This is a genomic window from Kitasatospora sp. NPDC017646 (assembly GCF_044329365.1).
Taxonomy (GTDB): Bacteria; Actinomycetota; Actinomycetes; order Streptomycetales; family Streptomycetaceae; genus Kitasatospora.
The window spans coordinates 39,371-56,608 of sequence record NZ_JBIRJC010000033.1 but is presented as its reverse complement, the minus strand read 5'-3'; the positions used below and the strand labels follow the sequence as shown (position 1 = coordinate 56,608).

General features: G+C 73.4%; 9 protein-coding genes and 2 pseudogenes. All 11 read right to left on the bottom strand.

Translation table 11 applies throughout. The annotated features are described in order from the left end of the window. Window positions 1–293: 293 nt before the first annotated feature. Entirely contained in the window at window positions 294–3,230 is a 2,937-nt protein-coding gene (locus ACH4J0_RS33265) for a putative bifunctional diguanylate cyclase/phosphodiesterase (RefSeq protein WP_396244710.1), read from the bottom strand. A 530-nt stretch (window positions 3,231–3,760) separates the two neighbouring features. Further along, entirely contained in the window at window positions 3,761–6,808 is a 3,048-nt protein-coding gene (locus tag ACH4J0_RS33260) for a helix-turn-helix transcriptional regulator (protein WP_396244694.1), read from the bottom strand. Between the two features lie 134 nt (window positions 6,809–6,942). Continuing rightward, a complete protein-coding gene (locus ACH4J0_RS33255; RefSeq protein ID WP_396244693.1) occupies window positions 6,943–7,101 on the bottom strand; it encodes a hypothetical protein in 159 nt (52 codons plus the stop codon). Between the two features lie 281 nt (window positions 7,102–7,382). Further along, complete coding sequence (gatB, locus tag ACH4J0_RS33250; protein WP_396244692.1) at window positions 7,383–8,894, bottom strand: Asp-tRNA(Asn)/Glu-tRNA(Gln) amidotransferase subunit GatB; 1,512 nt, start codon at window positions 8,892–8,894, stop codon at window positions 7,383–7,385. 83 nt (window positions 8,895–8,977) lie between these two features. Next, the gene (locus ACH4J0_RS33245; protein WP_396244691.1) at window positions 8,978–9,238 is read right to left on the bottom strand and encodes a hypothetical protein; all 261 of its coding nucleotides are present in this window, start codon (window positions 9,236–9,238) and stop codon (window positions 8,978–8,980) included. Beyond that, complete coding sequence (gene gatA / locus ACH4J0_RS33240; protein ID WP_396244690.1) at window positions 9,235–10,728, bottom strand: Asp-tRNA(Asn)/Glu-tRNA(Gln) amidotransferase subunit GatA; 1,494 nt, start codon at window positions 10,726–10,728, stop codon at window positions 9,235–9,237. The genes ACH4J0_RS33245 and gatA overlap by 4 nt, the downstream gene beginning before the upstream one ends. Window positions 10,729–10,733: 5 nt before the next feature. Beyond that, window positions 10,734–11,030: an Asp-tRNA(Asn)/Glu-tRNA(Gln) amidotransferase subunit GatC gene (gatC, locus tag ACH4J0_RS33235; RefSeq protein WP_030057414.1), complete on the bottom strand. Its 297-nt coding sequence runs from the start codon at window positions 11,028–11,030 to the stop codon at window positions 10,734–10,736. A 163-nt stretch (window positions 11,031–11,193) separates the two neighbouring features. Continuing rightward, window positions 11,194–12,981, bottom strand: a pseudogene (locus ACH4J0_RS33230) (putative bifunctional diguanylate cyclase/phosphodiesterase); the annotation flags it as partial. A gap of 385 nt (window positions 12,982–13,366) precedes the next feature. After that, a complete protein-coding gene (gene ligA / locus ACH4J0_RS33225; RefSeq protein WP_396244688.1) occupies window positions 13,367–15,655 on the bottom strand; it encodes an NAD-dependent DNA ligase LigA in 2,289 nt (762 codons plus the stop codon). Window positions 15,656–15,674: 19 nt separating this feature from the next. Further along, a complete protein-coding gene (locus ACH4J0_RS33220) occupies window positions 15,675–16,685 on the bottom strand; it encodes a methionine synthase (protein ID WP_396244686.1) in 1,011 nt (336 codons plus the stop codon). 78 nt (window positions 16,686–16,763) lie between these two features. Further along, window positions 16,764–17,238, bottom strand: a pseudogene (locus ACH4J0_RS33215) (hypothetical protein); the annotation flags it as partial.

The window sequence follows — 17,238 nt, the reverse complement described above, 5'->3', positions numbered from 1 at the left end:
TGCGGGCCCCGGTGGTGCGAGGGTGGGGTCCCGTTCCGGGCCGATCGCCGGCTCTGCCTCTATCGTCCCGCTCGATCCGAGAAGTCGGACTGTCCGGGGCGGTCGGGGCCAGGGGTCTTGCGGTGGGAACAGCGTCAGTGCAACAAAAAACCCCTCGTGCCCAAGGGCATGCGAGGGGTGGCGCGTCGGTCTGTCACGAGCGGGGCGTGCGAGCCCACTCAGCCGACGCGCCCGCCAAGTACGAGAATTCGGGTGCGCATGGCAACGACCTTCCTCCCGTCCGGGGTGGCGTGTCAAGCAGGTGGGATGACCGTCTCGCCATGCGGACCGGCTGCCGGACCGGCGGCGGCCGGGTGTTCGGGCAGGTCGGAGGCCCCGTGGTGATGTACGACACGTCCCCCGACCGCGTCCGGGCGGCCACTCGTACGGGTGTCCGCGGCCAGGTGGGCCCGGCGGGCGGACAGCGAGCCGAGCGGCTTGGGCAGCGGGTAGCCGCGGCGGGCCAGCGCCCGGCGCAGCCGGCCCTCGTCCAGTGGCGGGGCGAAGGCCGAGCCCTGGGCCAGCCGGCAGCCCAGGTCCTGCAGCGCGGCGACCTGCCGGGGCAGGTCCACCCCCTCGGCGGCGGTGACCATCCCGAGGTCCCGGCCGAGCCGCAGGGCGTGCCCGGCCAGGGTGCGGCTGAGGGCGGACTCGCCGAGGTCCTGGACCAGCGTGCGGTCCAGTTTGAGCCCGTCCAGCGGCAGCCGGGCGAGCGCCCCCAGGGAGCCGCCGCCGGCGCCGTAGCCGGCCAGCCAGGTGGAGACGCCGAGTCCGCGCAGGGCGGTCAGCCGGCGGCCGAGTTCGTCGGCGAGCTGGTCCGGTCCCGTCCTGGCCACCTCGATCACCAGCCCGCCGGCCGGCAGCCCGCTGTCGCGCAGCGCCGCGGCCACCGTCTCGTACAGGCCGGGTGAGCAGAGCCGCTCGGCGGAGAGCCGGACGGCCACCGGGACGGACACCGGGGCACCACCACGGCCCCGGCCGGACACCGCGCGCCGGTCGGCGGCGGCCGTGACCGCCTCCTGCACCAGCCAGCGGGAGAAGCGGGTCGCCGCGTCGCCCTGTTCGGCCGAGCGCAGGAACTCGGCCGGGGTGAGCAGCAGGCCGCCCGCCGAGCGCCAGCGGGCCTGGGCCTCGACGCCGGTCACCGCGCCGCTGGCGAGGTCCACCACGGGCTGGTGGAGCAGGGTGAAGCCGCCCTCCCGGACGGCCACCCGCAGCCGCTCCTCCAGCTCGGTGCGGCGCTCCAGGTCGGCCCGCATCGCGGGGGCGTAGAGCACCACCCGGCCCTTGCCCTCGGACTTGGCCCGGTACATCGCGAGGTCGGCGTTGCGCATCAGCTCGTCGGCGGCGGCCCTGGGATCTGCGGCCGGGCCGCGTTCGGGGGTGCCGAAGGCGATCCCGATGCTGGCGGCGACGCCGAGTTCGACGCCGCCGATCCAGTACGGCGCGGAGAGCGCGACCCGCAGCCGCTCGGCCAGCTCCTGGACCTGCAGCGTGCCGAGCGGGCCGCAGACCAGCGCGGCGAACTCGTCGCCGCCGAACCGGGCGACGGTGTCCCCGCAGCGGACGGCGCCCTGCAGTCGGCGGGCGGCCTGCACCAGCAGCTCGTCGCCGACCTGGTGGCCGGCGGAGTCGTTGACCGCCTTGAAGCCGTCCAGGTCGAGGAAGAGCACCGCGATGCCGGCGCCCGTCCCGTCCTGCTGGCCGCGGGTGCCGAGCGCGGCACGCAGCCGCTGGGCGAACAGCGCGCGGTTGGGCAGGTCGGTGAGCGGGTCGTGGAAGGCGTTGTGCTGCAACTGGGCCTGGAGCATGACGCGTTCGGTGACGTCCCGGCTGTTGAGCAGCAGCCCGTCGCGGTGCCGGCTGACCGTCGACTCCACGTGCAGCCACTCGCCGACGCCGGAGCTGATCCGGCACTCCACCCGGGCCGAGGGCTCTCCGGTGCCCGAGGTGCGGTGGGCGGCCAGCCGGACCCGCGCCAGGTAGCGGCGGACCTCGGAGAGCACCCGGCCGACGTCCTCGGGGTGGACCAGGTCCAGCAGGTTGCCGCCGACCAGTTCCTCCGGATCCCGCCCGTAGACGCCGAGCGCGGCCGGGGAGACGTACGAGAGCACGCCGTTGGCCCCGGCGATCATGATGACGTCGCTGGAGCCCTGCACCAGGGAGCGGAAGTGCGCCTCCTTGTGGGCGAGTTCCTGGGCCAGCGACAGGTTGTCGAGCAGCATTACGCCTTGCCTGAGGATCAGTGCCAGCCCGACGGTGCACGCGGCCGCGGCCACCACGCGGTCCAACTCGCGCCCGCCGAGGGCGTTGTAGAGGATTCCGGCGGTGCACACGGCGGCGGCCGCGTACGGGGTGAGCGCGCTGAACGTGGTGGCCACCCGGCGGCGCGGCAGGCCGCCGGCCGAGGGGTGCTCGCGCAGCGGACGGCGCCAGCGCGAGGACCACGGGGCCCACGCGAGCAGCAGGCTGCCGGAGAACCAGCCCGCGTCCAGCAGTTCGCCGGAGTGGTAGCTGCTGCGCAGCGCCGGCGAGGTGAACAGGGCGTCGCAGGTCACGGTGACGGCGAGCGCGAGCATCGCGGTGTGCACCGCCGCCCGGTTGCCGTCCCGGCCGCCGAAGCGCAGCCCCACCACCAGGCTGACCAGCAGGATGTCCAGCACCGGGTAGGCCAGGTTGAGGGCCAGTCGTAGCGGGGAGCCGCCCTCGCCGGCCGCGATCCGGCCGAGCGCCAGGCTCCAGCTGAGGGTGAACAGCGAGCCGGCGATCAGCCAGCCGTCGAGCAGCAGGCACAGCCAGCCGGCGGCCGAGCGCGGGTGCTGGGCGAGCACCAGCACGCCGGTGATGGCGAGGGGGGCGAACAGCAGGAAGGCGTAGTCGGCGAGCGAGTCCCGTGGCAGCGAGGTGCGCACGACCAGTTCGTACCAGCCCCAGGTGCCGTTGCCGAAGGCGACCATGAGGGAGGACAGACCGAACAGCAGCCAGGCCGGGCGGGCGTGGCCGCCGACCGTGCAGCCGTACACCAGGCAGGACAGGGCGGCCGCGAGGGCGGCCGCGGAAAGCCCGAAGTCGCCCATGAAGATGGAGAGTTGGCTCGATCCCCAGCCGGTGGCGGCGCCCAGCGCGTAGGCCAGGCAGAGCCCGCCGAGGGCGAGGCCGGGCAGCGCGCGGCTCTCCCGGAGCCGGCGCAGCGGGCCGCGCCGGACGGGCTCCGGCAGGTCGGCGGCGGACGCGTCGGCGGGTGGTACGTCCGGCCGCCCGGATCCGGGCAGCACCGTATCGGTGGAGCTCACTCGGCCTCTCCCCCTCCGGCCCAGGGCCTGGCGCCCCGGTCACGGGCCACCGGCCGCGCACCTCTCGGCCGTACGCGGTGGCCTGGCGCCCCGTCAGGACGGCGGCCCAGGGGGCGGGCGGCCTTCCGGCCGCCGCACCGCACCGATGCTCCCGCTCGGGACGCTACACCAATTCCGTCACTCAAGGACACGCACACTCAACTTAGAGTAATGGCGACAGAGCGGGGAAATGCACTCGATTCCGACCGATCGGCCCGGTTGGCGGCGGCGCGCGGGCAGGGGCTCACGCGGCGCGCACGGGAGCACGCGACGGCGCCTGCCCGTCCGGACGGCACTGGGCCGGTCCCTCGGGTCCTATCGGGGCTGACGGGACCCGGGAAACAGGCCCTGGTCGCCGACCGGACGACTACGGTCGGCGACCCGCGGATTCACCGGCCGGAGGGGGCCAGGTCGTCGGGGAACAGCCGCAGCCGGTGGGCCAGCGCGGCGGCCTCGCCCCGGCCGCCGACCTCCAGCTTGCCGAGGATGTTGGACACGTGCACGCTTGCGGTCTTCGGAGAGATGTACAGCTCCTCGGCGATCTGCCGGTTGGTCCAGCCCCGCGCGAGCAACCGGAGCACGTCCCGCTCACGGGGGGTGAGCCCGAAGGAGTCTCCGACCGCCTGCACCGGGACGGCCGCGACGGCCGCTCGCGCGACCGGGACCAGGGTGAGCCCGGCCCGTTCGGCCAGGGCGGCGATCTGCGCGCCGAGCGGCCGGTCGCCCCGGGCGTCCGCCAGTTCGGCCGCCTCGCGCAGCAGTTCGGTCGCGGTCTCGCGCCGGCCGGCCCGGACCTCCGCCTCGGCGCTCCGCAGCAACGCGAGGGCCAGCGGGTACGGCAGGCCGGTCGGTCGCAGCTCGGCGACCGCCCGCGCCCAGTGCTCCGGCGTGTCCGCCGCCGCGGCGCGGGCCAGTTCGGCCTCCAGCAGTCGGCTCCAGCCGTGGTGCAGCGGCGACTGGGGCCGCAGGTCGGCGCCGGCCGCGGCGATCGCGGCCAGCGCCTCGGCCCGGCCCGCCTCGGCTTCCGGCAGCCCCAGGTTGTCCGCCTCCACCCCGGCGGCCTCCACCAGCAGCGGGTAGACGTCGGAGTCGTAGCCGAGCCGCCCCTCCTCGGCGAGCGCGGCGAGCAGTTCGGCCCGGGCCTCCAGCGGGCGCCCGCCGTGGGCGGCGAGCCGAACGGCCAGCCGGCTGATCGGTACCCCGTGCTGCGCCTGGCCGACCCGGTTCGCCGCCCGGGCCTGCGCCAGCAGGGTCGCCGCGGTGGCGAAGTCCCCCCGCAGCACGGCGAGGTCGCCGCGCATCCGGTCCAGGAACTCGGCGTGGGAGCCGGGCAGGCCGATCAGTTCGCTGGCGGCGAGCAGTTCCTCGGCCTCCCGGACCTGCCCGAGGTCGGCCAGCGCCTCGACCAGGTTGCCGGTCAGGATGTTGCCGATGTTGCGCTGCAGCCCGTTGCCGTCCGCGTACTCCAGGCCCTCCCGGGCCAGCCGGACGGCCTCCTCCGCCCGGCCCAGTCCGCGCTGCATGCTGGCCAGGTTGTTGATGCCGCGCAGCAGGAGGTCCGGCACGCCCAGCTGCCGGGCCCGCTCGACCGCGGCCGTCAGCTCGGCCAGCCCGCCCTCGGCGTCGCCCAGGAGGTCGTAGCGCAGGCTGCCGAGGGTCATCCGGGCGTGCACCTCGACCGAGTGCGCGCCGACCTGCTCGGCGATCCGGATCGCCCGCTCGGCCAGTTCCAGGTGGTCGAGGCGGGGCGACCGGACCACCGCCACCCCGGCGGCCAGGGCGAACACCTCGGCCTGCACGGCGGACGGCGGCAGGCCCTCCACCAGCCGGTGGGCGCGGGCGATCTCCTCGTCGTCCCCGGAGCGGCGCAGGTTGCCCAGCATCCGTGCCCGGTTGATGCGGAACCAGGCCGAGCGCACCGGGTGCTCCGCCTCGTCGACCAGCCGGAGACCGCGCTTGGCCAGGCTCAGGCCGCGCTCGCGGTCGCCGCAGCGCCGGGCCGCGACCACCGCCTCGGCCAGCACGTCGACGAGCTGGATCCGGTCGCACTCCGCGTCGGCGGAGCTGTGGTCGCAGGAGCCCGGCGGGTAGGTCTCGGCCCAGTCGTACGGGCGCAGGGTGTGCGCCAGCACCTCCTCGGAGACCTGGTCCCACAGCTCCAGGGCGCGTTCCAGCATGCCGAGTTGCTCGGCGAAGGCGTTGCGGCGCCGGGCCGCGCGGGCGGCGTCCAGCGCGGTCGGCAGGGCGCGGGCCGGATCGTGCGCGTGGTACCAGTAGTTGGCCAGCCGGGCGGGCAGCGCGTCGGCGGGGACGAGCTGCGGCCGGGCCTCCACGGCGAGCGCGAACTTGCGGTTGATCCGGTGCCGTTCGCCCGGCAGCAGGTCGTCCGAGACGGCCTCGCGGACCAGCGCGTGCCGGAAGCGGTAGCCCTCGCCCTCGCTGTCCGGCCGCAGGATGTTGGCGCCCACGGCCGCCCGCAGCGCCTCGATCAGCGCCTCCTCGTCATCGGCCAGGACGGCGGCCAGCAGGGCGTGTTCGACGTGCGAGCCGCCCTCGGCGGCGATCCGCACCACCCGCTGGGCCTCCTCGTCCAGCCCCTCGACCCGGACCAGCAGGATGTCCCGCAGCGAGTCGGTCAGGCCGGCACCGCAGCCGTCCTCGAAGGCGGTGGCCAGTTCCTCGACGAAGAACGGGTTGCCCTCCGAGCGGCGGAGGATGCGGTCCACCAGCTGGCGGTCGGGGGCGGCGGTGCCGAGGATGCCGGCCAGCTGGGCCGCGACCTCGCGGCGGCCGAACCGTTCCAGCTCCAACCGCTGGACGGTGCGCAGCCGTTCGAGCTCGGCCAGGAAGGGGCGCAGCGGGTGGCGGCGGTGCAGGTCGTCGGTGCGGTAGGTGGCGACCAGCAGGACCCGGGAGCGGTGCAGGGTGCGCACCAGGAAGGCGAGCAGTTCCCGGGTCGAGCGGTCGGACCAGTGCAGGTCCTCGACGGCGAGGACGAGGGTACGGTCCGCGCCGAACCGTTCGAACAGCCTCGCGGTGTGCTCGAACAGCCGGGCCCGGCCGTACTCGTCGTTGGGTTCGCCGTCCGCCTCGCCGAACTCGGAGAGCAGTCGGGCGAGGTGGCCCTCGCTGCCGGCGGCCGCGGCCTCGAACTCGGCGCCCAGCGAGCGGTGCAGGCGGCGCAGCGCGGCGGCCAGCGGCGCGTACGGCAGGCCCTCGGCGCCGACCTCCAGACACCTGCCGAGGGTGGTGACCGCTCCCCCGTCGCAGGCCCGCTGCAGGAACTCCTCCAGCAGCCGGGTCTTGCCGATGCCGGCCTCGCCGCCGATCAGCACGGCCTGCGGGTTGCCGGTGCCCGCGCGGCGCAGCGCGTCGGTCAGTTCGGTGATCTCGCTGCCGCGGCCGACGAAGACGGGACTGACCGATATCTGCTGCATGGAGGCGAGCATGCCATAGCCGGAGCCGCCGGTGAGAGGGGTTATCTCCGCAGGCGAACGCCCGGAGGGGGAGGCGCTCTCCCGCGGCGCCTCCCCCTCCGGAACTCCTTCGGCACCGTCGCGGTGCCGGACCGTCAGCATTCCGGCTGACGCACGGGGCGCCGCTGGAAGCGGGCGGCCACCGGACGGCGGCGGAGGCGGCGGGCCTCCTTGGCCTCGCGGACCAGACGCTCGTGCTCGGCACGGAGTTCGAGCTCGTGGGCCTGCTGCTGGATGAGCTGGTACTCGATCACTTCGGGTTCCCCTTCGGGTTTCACCTTCGTTTCCCTGACGAGTAAGAGCTTCCTCCCCCAGTGGGGGGTGCCGCATCGGGAGCGTGCCCCATCTTCCGAAGGCCGAATGCCTTAGATAGGGCGGCAAAAAAGGTTTAAGGCCCTGCCTCGCCTAGTTACGTAGGTGAGACAGGGCCTTAGGCCTTACTTAGAGGGCCTTAGATGCCTTAGACGCCTTAGGAAGGCAGGCCTGACCGCTTGGAGGCCCTCAGGCGGAGACGCCGAGCTTCTCCAGGTTGTGCCTACTGTCCTTCCGCGGCAAGCCGCTCCAGGATCAGGTCCTTGACCCGGGCCGCGTCCGCCTGGCCACGGGTGGCCTTCATGACCGCGCCGACCAGCGCGCCCACGGCCGCGATCTTGCCGTCGCGGATCTTGGCGGCGACGCCCTCGTTCTCGGCGATGGCCTGGTCGACGGCCGCGCCCAGGGCGGAGTCGTCGGAGACCACCGCCAGGCCGCGCTTCTCGACGACCTCGTCCGGCTCGCCCTCGCCGGCCAGCACGGCCTCGATGACCTGACGGGCCAGCTTGTCGTTCAGCTTGCCCTCGGCGACCAGCGCGGTGACCCGGGCGACCTGCGCCGGGGTGATCGGCTGCTCGCTCAGCTCGGTGCCGGTCTCGTTGGCGCGACGGGCCAGCTCGCCCATCCACCACTTGCGGGCCTGGTCGGCCGGGGCACCGGCCGCGATGGTCTCCTGGATCGGCTCGACCGCACCGGCGTTGAGCACGGACTGCATGTCCTTGTCGGACAGGCCCCACTCGGACTGCAGCCGGGCGCGACGCACCCGCGGCAGCTCCGGCAGCGCGGCGCGCAGCTCCTCGACCCACTCGCGGGAGGGGGCCACCGGCACCAGGTCCGGCTCGGGGAAGTAGCGGTAGTCCTCGGCGTTGTCCTTGATCCGGCCCGAGGTGGTGGTGCCGTCGTCCTCGTGGAAGTGGCGGGTCTCCTGGACGATGGTGCCGCCGTCGGTCAGCACGGTGGCGTGGCGCTGGATCTCGAACCGGGCGGCCCGCTCCACGCTGCGCAGCGAGTTGACGTTCTTGGTCTCCGAGCGGGTGCCGAAGGTCTCGGTGCCGTTCGGGCGCAGCGACAGGTTGACGTCGCAGCGCATCTGGCCCTTGTCCATCCGGGCCTCGGAGACGCCCAGCGACTTGATCAGCTCGCGCAGCTCGGCGACGTACGCCTTGGCGACCTCGGGGGCGCGCTCGCCGGCGCCGACGATCGGCTTGGTGACGATCTCGATCAGCGGGATGCCGGCCCGGTTGTAGTCGAGCAGCGAGTGGGTGGCCCCGTGGATGCGACCGGTGGCGCCGCCGACGTGGCTGGACTTGCCGGTGTCCTCCTCCATGTGGGCACGCTCGATCTCCACGCGGAAGGTCGTGCCGTCCTCCAGCTGCACGTCGAGGTAGCCGTTGAAGGCGATCGGCTCGTCGTACTGCGAGGTCTGGAAGTTCTTGGGCATGTCCGGGTAGAAGTAGTTCTTCCGCGCGAACCGGCACCACTCGGCGATCTCGCAGTTCAGCGCCAGGCCGATCTTGACCGCCGACTCCACGCCCACCGCGTTGACCACCGGCAGCGAGCCGGGCAGGCCCAGGCAGGTCGGGCAGGTCTGGCTGTTCGGCTCGGCGCCCAGCTCGGTCGAGCAACCGCAGAACATCTTGGTCTTGGTACCCAGCTCGACGTGGACCTCAAGGCCCATCACCGGGTCGTACGACGCGAGAGCGTCCTCGTAGGAGACCAGGTTCATGACGCTCACAGCGTCCCTTCTCAACTTAAAGACTCGGGAGGTACGGGCCCGGCCGCCGCTGTGCGCGGGGCCGGGCCGGGCGCTCGGCTCGCTCAGCCCAGCAGCACGTCGTCGGAGCCCAGCTGGCGCAGCTCGCGCACCAGCAGGGCGGTGCCGGTGATCAGCGCGGCCGCGCCGACCAGGGCGTTGACCAGCTTGAGGGTGTCGTTCTCCTCGCGGGCCTTGCGGACGTCCTTGACCACGGAGACCGCACCGAACGCGCTGGTGCCGATGGACAGCCAGAGACCGGGCTTGGAGTGCTTGAAGCCCTTGAGCGAAGCGGACTGGGCCCTGGCCTTCTCGATCTTGCTCACAGTGCCGGTACCTCCTCCAGCAGGGTGTGCCCCCACTTGTCGTTGAGTGCGGCCTCGACGGCGCCGCCCACTCGGTACAGGCGGTCGTCCGCCATCGCGGGAGCGATGATCTGCAGGCCGACCGGGAGATTGTCCTCCGGGGCCAGGCCGACCGGCAGCGACATGGCCGCGTTGCCCGCGAGGTTCGACGGAATCGTGCACAGGTCGGCCAGGTACATCGCCATCGGGTCGTCGGCACGCTCGCCGATCGGGAAGGCGGTGGTCGGCGTGGTCGGCGAGACCAGGACGTCCACACCGGCGAAGGCGGCGTCGAAGTCGCGCGAGATCAGCGTGCGCACCTTCTGGGCCGAGCCGTAGTAGGCGTCGTAGTAGCCCGAGGAGAGGGCGTAGGTGCCCAGGATGATGCGGCGCTTGACCTCGTCGCCGAAGCCGGCCTCGCGGGTCAGCGCGGTGACCTCCTCGGCCGAGCGCGAGCCGTCGTCGCCGACCCGCAGGCCGTAGCGCATGGCGTCGAAGCGGGCCAGGTTGGAGGAGCACTCCGACGGGGCGATCAGGTAGTACGCCGGCAGCGCCAGGGTGAAGGACGGGCAGGACACCTCGACGACCTCGGCGCCCAGCTCGCGCAGCAGCTCCACCGACTCGTTGAAGCGCTGCATCACGCCGGTCTGGTAGCCCTCGCCGGCGAACTCCTTGACGACGCCGATCCGCATGCCGCGGATGTCGCGCATCTTCGCGGCCTCGACCACGGCCGGGACGGGCGCGTCGATCGAGGTCGAGTCCAGCGGGTCGTGCCCGGCGATGGCCTCGTGCAGCAGCGCCGCGTCCAGCACCGTACGGGCGCACGGGCCGCCCTGGTCCAGGCTGCTGGAGAAGGCGACCAGGCCGTAGCGGGACACCGAGCCGTAGGTCGGCTTGACGCCGACGGTGCCGGTGACGGCGCCGGGCTGGCGGATCGAGCCGCCGGTGTCGGTGCCGATCGCCAGCGGGGCCTCGAACGCGGCCAGCGCCGCGGCCGAACCGCCGCCGGAGCCGCCCGGGATGCGGGTGAGGTCCCACGGGTTGCCGGTCGGGCCGTAGGCGGAGTTCTCGGTGGAGGAGCCCATCGCGAACTCGTCCATGTTGGTCTTGCCGAGGATGACCACCCCGGCGTCCTTGAGACGGGTGGTCAGGGTGGCGTCGTAGGGCGGGATCCAGCCCTCCAGCATCTTCGACCCGCAGGTGGTCGGGATGCCCTTGGTGGTGAAGACGTCCTTGAGCGCGAGCGGGACGCCGGCCAGCGGGCCCAGCTCCTCGCCCTTGGCGCGCTTCTCGTCGACGGCCTTGGCGGCGGCCAGCGCGCCCTCGGTGTCGACGTGCAGGAAGGCGTTGACCTTCTTGTCGACGGCCTCGATGCGGTCCAGGTGCGCCTGGGCGACCTCGACGGCGGACACCTCGCCGGTGGCGATGGCGGTGGCCGTCTCGGCGGCGGTGTAACGAATCAGCTCGGTCATCTCGGTCAGTCCTCCCCGAGGATCTGCGGCACACGGAAACGCTGCTCCTCGGCGGCGGGGGCGCCGGACAGCGCCTGCTCCGGGGTGAGCGACGGCCGCACCTCGTCCGCGCGCATGACGTTGGTCAGCGGCAGCGGGTGGGAGGTCGGCGGGACGTCCTGTCCGGCGACCTCAGAAACGCGGGCGACCGCGCCGATGATCACGTCGAGCTGCTCGGCGAAGTGGTCCAGCTCTTCGGGCTTCAGCTCAAGACGCGACAGCCGGGCGAGGTGGGCGACCTCCTCGCGCGTGATGCCAGGCATGCAGCGATCCTCAGGGTGAGTTCTGGTGAGACCCGGCGACGCCTGCGGCGGCGCCGGGCCCGGGCAGGAGCAGCCGGGTTCGGCGCTCCGTCCTCGTGGTCTTTGGACCCCATCCTATGGGGCCCGGCCCGGCCGCCGGCCAACGAGTAACCGCGCGCCCGCGTCACTGGGGCCTGGTACGGGCCCAACCCTGGGCGCCGGGCGCCGTGACGCCCAGTTGCGCGGCCGGGAGCGCCTGGGCGCGCTGCACGGCCTGGACGGCCGGCGGGAGCACCGGCGGGAGCACCGGCGGGAGGGTCGGCGGCAGCACCGGGGGCCGCGCGGGCGGGACCGCGGGCGTGATCACCGGGGACTGGACCGCCGGCTTGATCACGGACGGCTGGGCGACCGGCTTGATGATCGACGGGAGCTGCGGCGGGGCGCCGAGCCGCTCCACGGTCGGGGCGCCGGTGGTGCGGTGCACCCGGAGCCAGGCGGTGGCCTGCTCGGCGGGCAGCGCGGCCGACACCAGCCAGCCCTGGACGGCGTCCACGCCCATGCAGTGCAGCCGCTCCCAGGTCTCGTCGTCCTCGACGCCCTCGGCGACCACGGTCAGGCCGAGCGAGTGGGCCAGTTCCACCGAGCAGCGGACCACCGCCGCGTCGTGGTCGTCGGCGACCATCCGGGAGACGAAGGAGCGGTCGATCTTCAGCTCGCCGACCGGCAGGCTGCGCAGCCGCACCAGCGAGGAGTGGCCGGTGCCGAAGTCGTCCAGGGACATCCCCACGCCGTAGCCGCGCAGCTCGGCCAGGGTGTCGGCGGCGCGCCGGGAGTCGTCCAGCAGCAGCCGCTCGGTGATCTCCAGCTGGAGGGCGTGGGCCGGCACCTGGTGGCGGACCAGGTGCCCGGCCACGCGCTGGGCGAAGCCGGGGTTGAGCACGTCGCGCGGCGACACGTTGACCGCGACCTGCACCTGGAGGCCCTGGTCGCGCCAGTAGGCCAGCTGGCCGACGGCCGCCTCCAGCACGTAGTCGGTGAGCCGGGGCATCAGGCCGCTGGACTCGGCGAGCCCGACGAACTCGTCCGGCGAGACCCTCCCCTGCCCGGGCCGCTCCCAGCGCAGCAGCGCCTCCAGACCGACCACCCGGCCGTCGAAGGCCACCTTCGGCTGGTAGTGCAGCTGCACCTCGCCGGTCTCCAGGGCCCGGCGGAGGTCCCCCAGCAGGCCGATCCGGTACGGGGTGTCGGCGTCCTGGGTCTCGTCGTACTGGGCCACGCCGCTGCACTCGCGCTGGGCGTGGCCCATCGCCACGTCGGCGCGGCGCAGCAGCGACTCGGCGTCCTGGGCGCCCTGCGGGTAGACGCAGACGCCGGCGCTGGCCTCCAGCACGAGCAGCAGTCCGTCCAGGCGGATCGGCGCGGCGAGTTCGGCGATCAGCGCCTTGGCCACCCGCTCCAGGCTGTCGGGGCAGTTGATGCCGGGCATCAGGACGGCGAACTCGTCGCCTCCCATCCGGGCCACCATCGGCCGGCCGCGGCGGTAGTGCCGGGGCAGACCGGCGAAGACGTCGTCGATGGACTCCCGGGTGGCGCTGCCGGCCGGGCCGCCGGAGCGCAGTGCCCGATGGAGTCGGCGGGCGATGTGAACCAGCAGCCGGTCACCCGCCGTATGACCGAGTGTGTCGTTGAGCGTTCGGAAGCGGTCGAGGTCAAGCAGGATGAGACCGACGCTGTAGCCCTCCTCGCGCTCGACGATGGCCTCCTGGGCGGCCAGCAGTAACGCCTGACGGTTGGGCAGGTCCGTCAGCGGGTCGGTCAGCTGGTCGCGGGCGCGGTCCCGGGCGATCCGCCAGGCCGCCACCAGCACGGCCAGCGGCACCGCGAACAGCGGCAGCAGTTCGGGTTCGTACCGGTAGACCAGGACGGCCAGCGGGATGAGCGGCGCGGCTCCGGCCAGCAGCACGCCGAGCAGCAGGACCGCACCTGCCACCCCCTGCGGCGGGCGTGTGGGCGCGCCGCCGGTCGTACGATCCATAAGCCCTGTCCTCCGTCGGGCCCGCCCCGTCAGGCCGCCTTACGGTGAGGCACCGTGCCGGTACCGACAGCTGCCGGGCATGGAGCGACCCCGAGGAGCACCGGCTCAGCCGGTGCCCCCACCCCTGCTGACACTCTGTTGCGCTCCAGGGTATGCCGGGGTCCACCCGGTGGGCAGACTTTCGGACAACCGGAAACGCGCCACCGCGCCCGGGTGCCGCACAGTGACACAATGCCCGCTTTCACTGAACGGCACCCGGTGACGTTGCATCAGGACGATAACAACACGGATCCGGCCACCGGCCGCTCGGGTCCGCCCCGGATCAGCTCTCAGCGGGGGCGCCGGCGGCCCCGGCGGCCTCCTCGGGCTCGGGAAGTCCCAGGTGGGCGCGGGCGGCCGACGGCCCGTCGGACAGCAGCACGGCGAAGCCCGCGTCGTCCAGGACCGGCAGTCCGAGCTGAACGGCCTTGTCGTACTTGGATCCGGGGTTGTCACCAGCGACCACAAAATCGGTCTTTTTCGAAACCGAGCCGGTCACCTTCGCTCCGCGCGAGGTCAGCGCCTCCTTGGCACCGTCCCGGGTGTGGCCGGACAGCGTCCCCGTCACGACCACCGTCAGGCCCTCCAGCGGGCGCTCCGCCGCCTCGTCGTCCGCGAACTCCTCGGTGAAGCGCACGCCCGCGGCGCGCCACTTCTCCAGGACGTCCCGGTGCCACTCCTCCTCGAACCACTCCTTGACCGAGCGGGCGATGGTCGGGCCGACACCCTCGACGGCGGCCAACTCCTCCTCGGTGGCCGAGAAGATCCGGTCCAGGTCGCGGAACTCCCGCGCCAGCTCCTGGGCCGCTACCGGGCCGACGTGCCGGATCGACAGGCCGTTGAGGAAGCGCCAGAGCGGGCGCTCCTTCGCCCCCTCCAGGTTGTCCAGCAGCGCGCGGAGGGACTTCTTCGGCTCGCCCTTGGTGGTCGCGAAGAAGAACACCTCCTTCTCCTTGCCGGTCCGGTCGTCCAGCTTGGGCATGCCGGTCTTCTGGTCGCGCACCAGCACCTTGATCGGCAGCAGCTGTTCCTCGGTCAGCCCGAAGACGTCGCCCTCGTTGCGCACCGGGGCCTCGGCCGGCTCCAGCGGCTGGGTCAGCGCGGTGGCCGCGACGTAACCGAGCCCCTCGACGTCCAGGCAGGAGCGCCCGCCGAGGAAGGCGATCCGCTCCCGGATCTGGGCCGGACAGTGCTGGGCGTTGGGGCAGCGCAGATCGATGTCCCCCTCGGACATCGGGCGCAGCTCGGCGGCGCACTCCGGGCAGTGCGAGGGCATCACGAAGGCCTGCTCGGTACCGTCCCGCAGGTCGTAGACCGGGCCGAGGATCTCCGGGATGACGTCACCGGCCTTGCGCAGCACCACGGTGTCGCCCAGCAGGACGTCCTTGGCCTTCACGATCTCCTGGTTGTGCAGCGTCGCGTACTGCACCATCGAGCCGGCCACCTTCACCGGCTCGGCCAGCACCGCGTACGGGGTGGCCCGGCCGGTGCGGCCGATGCCGACCTTGATCTCGGCCAGCTTGCCGGTGACCTCCTCCGGCGGGTACTTCCAGGCGATCGCCCAGCGCGGGGACTTGGAGGTGGCTCCGAGCCGGCCCTGGAGGGCGATCTCGTCCACCTTGACCACGACGCCGTCGATCTCGTGCTCGACCGAGTGCCGCTGCTCTCCGAAGTGCTTGATGAAGGCCCGCACTTCGGCCAGGCTCCCGACCACCTTGTTGTGCCGGGCGGTGGGCAGGCCCCACTCGTGCAGCAGCTCGTAGGCGTGCGACTGGTTGTCGATGTCGAAGCCGACCCGGGCGCCGATGCCGTGCACCACCATGTGCAGCGGGCGGGAGGCGGTGACGCGCGGGTCCTTCTGGCGCAGCGAACCGGCGGCGGCGTTGCGGGGGTTCATGAACAGCCGGATCATCGCCCGGGGCCGCTTGCCCTCCCTGGCGCGCTCCTCGTTCTCCTGCCGGCGGCGCTCGTTCTCCTCCGAGAAGGAGGCGTTGAGCGCGAGGAACTCCTCGGTCGGGAAGTAGACCTCGCCGCGGATCTCCACCAGTTCGGGGATCCGGTCGCCCCTGAGCCGGTGCGGGATCTCCTTGATGGTGCGGACGTTGGCGGTGATGTCCTCGCCGACCCGGCCGTCGCCGCGGGTCGCCGCCTGCACCAACTGGCCTTTCTCGTAGGTGAGGTTGACGGCCAGGCCGTCCACCTTGAGCTCGCACAGGTAGTGGTAGTCGATGCCGTGCAGCTCGGTGGCGACCCGGTCCGCCCAGGCGCCCAACTCCTCGTCGTCCATCGCGTTGTCGAGGCTGAGCAGGCGCTCGCGGTGCTCGACCGCGGCGAACAGCGCGGTCGGGGCGCCGCCGACCCGCTGGGTCGGCGAGTCCGGCGTCACCAGGGCCGGGTGCTCGGCCTCGATCGCCTCCAGCTCGCGCATCAGGGCGTCGAACTCGGCGTCGCTGACGACCGGCGCGTCCTGCTCGTAGTACCGGGCGCGGTGGTCGGTGATCTCCTGCGCCAGCTCGGCGTGCCGTCGGCGCACCTCCGCCGGAACGTCCTCCCAGCCCTCGACAGCCGTCACCGCAAGCCCTCCTACGTTCTCATTCCGGGTTGTCCACCAGGCTCTGCGCCGCCCGCGCCGCGAGCGACAGCGCCCTGCGCGCGTACGCCGGGGAGGCCCCGGCCAGCCCGCAGGTCGGCGTCACCAGCACGCGGCGGCCCAGCAGCTCCGGAGCGAACCCGAGCCTGCGCCACAGGTTCCTGACCCCCTGGACACTACCGGCCGGGTCGGACACCGCCTGGTCAGTGGCGGGGACGACACCGGCGAGGATCACCGTGCCGCCCTCCACCGCCTCGCCCAGGTCGTCGTCCTGGCGCTCGGTGAGGAGGGAGAAGTCCAGCGAGATCCCGGCGACCCCGGCCCGGCGCAGCAGCGGGACCGGGACCTCCGGGGCGCAGGAGTGCACCACGACGGGCGCGTCCAGGCCGCGGATCAGCTCCCGCAGCACCTCCTCGGCGACCTGCCGGTCCACGGCGCGCAGCCGCTGGAAGCCGCTCGCGGTCTTCACCTGCCCGGCCAGGACGGCGGGCAGCGAGGGTTCGTCCAGCTGGAGGAGCACCTCCGCGCCCGGCACCCGCTTGCGGACCTCCGCGAGGTGGCGGCGCAGGCCCTCGGTGAGCGAGCCCGCGATGTCCCGGCAGGCGCCGGGGTCGGCGAGCGCCTTCTCCCCGTGCTTGAGCTCGATGTTCGCCGCCAGCGTCCACGGGCCGACGGCCTGGACCTTCAACGCGCCCTGGTGGCCCTGGGTGAACTCCTCCAGGGCGTCCAGGTCCTCGCCGAGCCAGGAGTGGGCGCGGCGGGTGTCCCGGCCGGGGCGGTCGGCGAACCGCCAGCCGCTGGGCTCGGTCTGCGCGAACAGCTCGACCAGCAGGCCGGCGCCGCGGCCGATCATGTCGGCGCCCGGGCCGCGCGCGGGCAGCTCGGGCAGGAACGGCAGGTGCTCCAGCGCGCCGGTGGAGGTCCTGGCGGCCTCCCGGGCGTCGGTGCCGGGCAGCGAGCCGACGCCGGTGGCGGCGCCGCGCAGGTCGGGGAAGGGGTGTCCGGTACTCACCCGTCCGAGCCTACTCACGAGGACGGCCCCGGTGGCGAGCGCGGGGCTCGGCACCGGGGCCGCGGGTCCGGAGCGGGATCAGTACCCCTGGTAGCCGAACTCGTCGACCACGAGGTGCAGCGGGGCACCGCTCGCGTTGTAGAGCGAGACCTTGCCGTCCTTGACCGGGACGACCACCTGGTTCGGGATGGTCTCGCCGGGCAGGAAGTTGAGGTTCGACGCGTCGGGCGCCGGGTCGCCGTGCGGGTACACGGTGAGGTGGCCCTCGGCGCCCGGCTCGGTGACGGTCACGTTCAGGGTCACCGCCGCGATGTTCGGGAGGTCGCCGACCGGGATGTCCAGGGTGCCCCAGGCCGGGACGGTGCCCGCCGGGCGGGTGCCCGTCTCCCAGTAGGTGAGCTCACGGGTGTCGACGACCCGGATCGGGCCGACCGGGCGGTAGGTGAGCTTGCCCTCGGTGGCGTAGTAGCCGGCCAGGTCCGCGACCAGGTGCACGGTGCCGCCGGAGGCGTTGTAGAAGGACACCTTGCCGTCCTTCACCGGGAGCGTCACC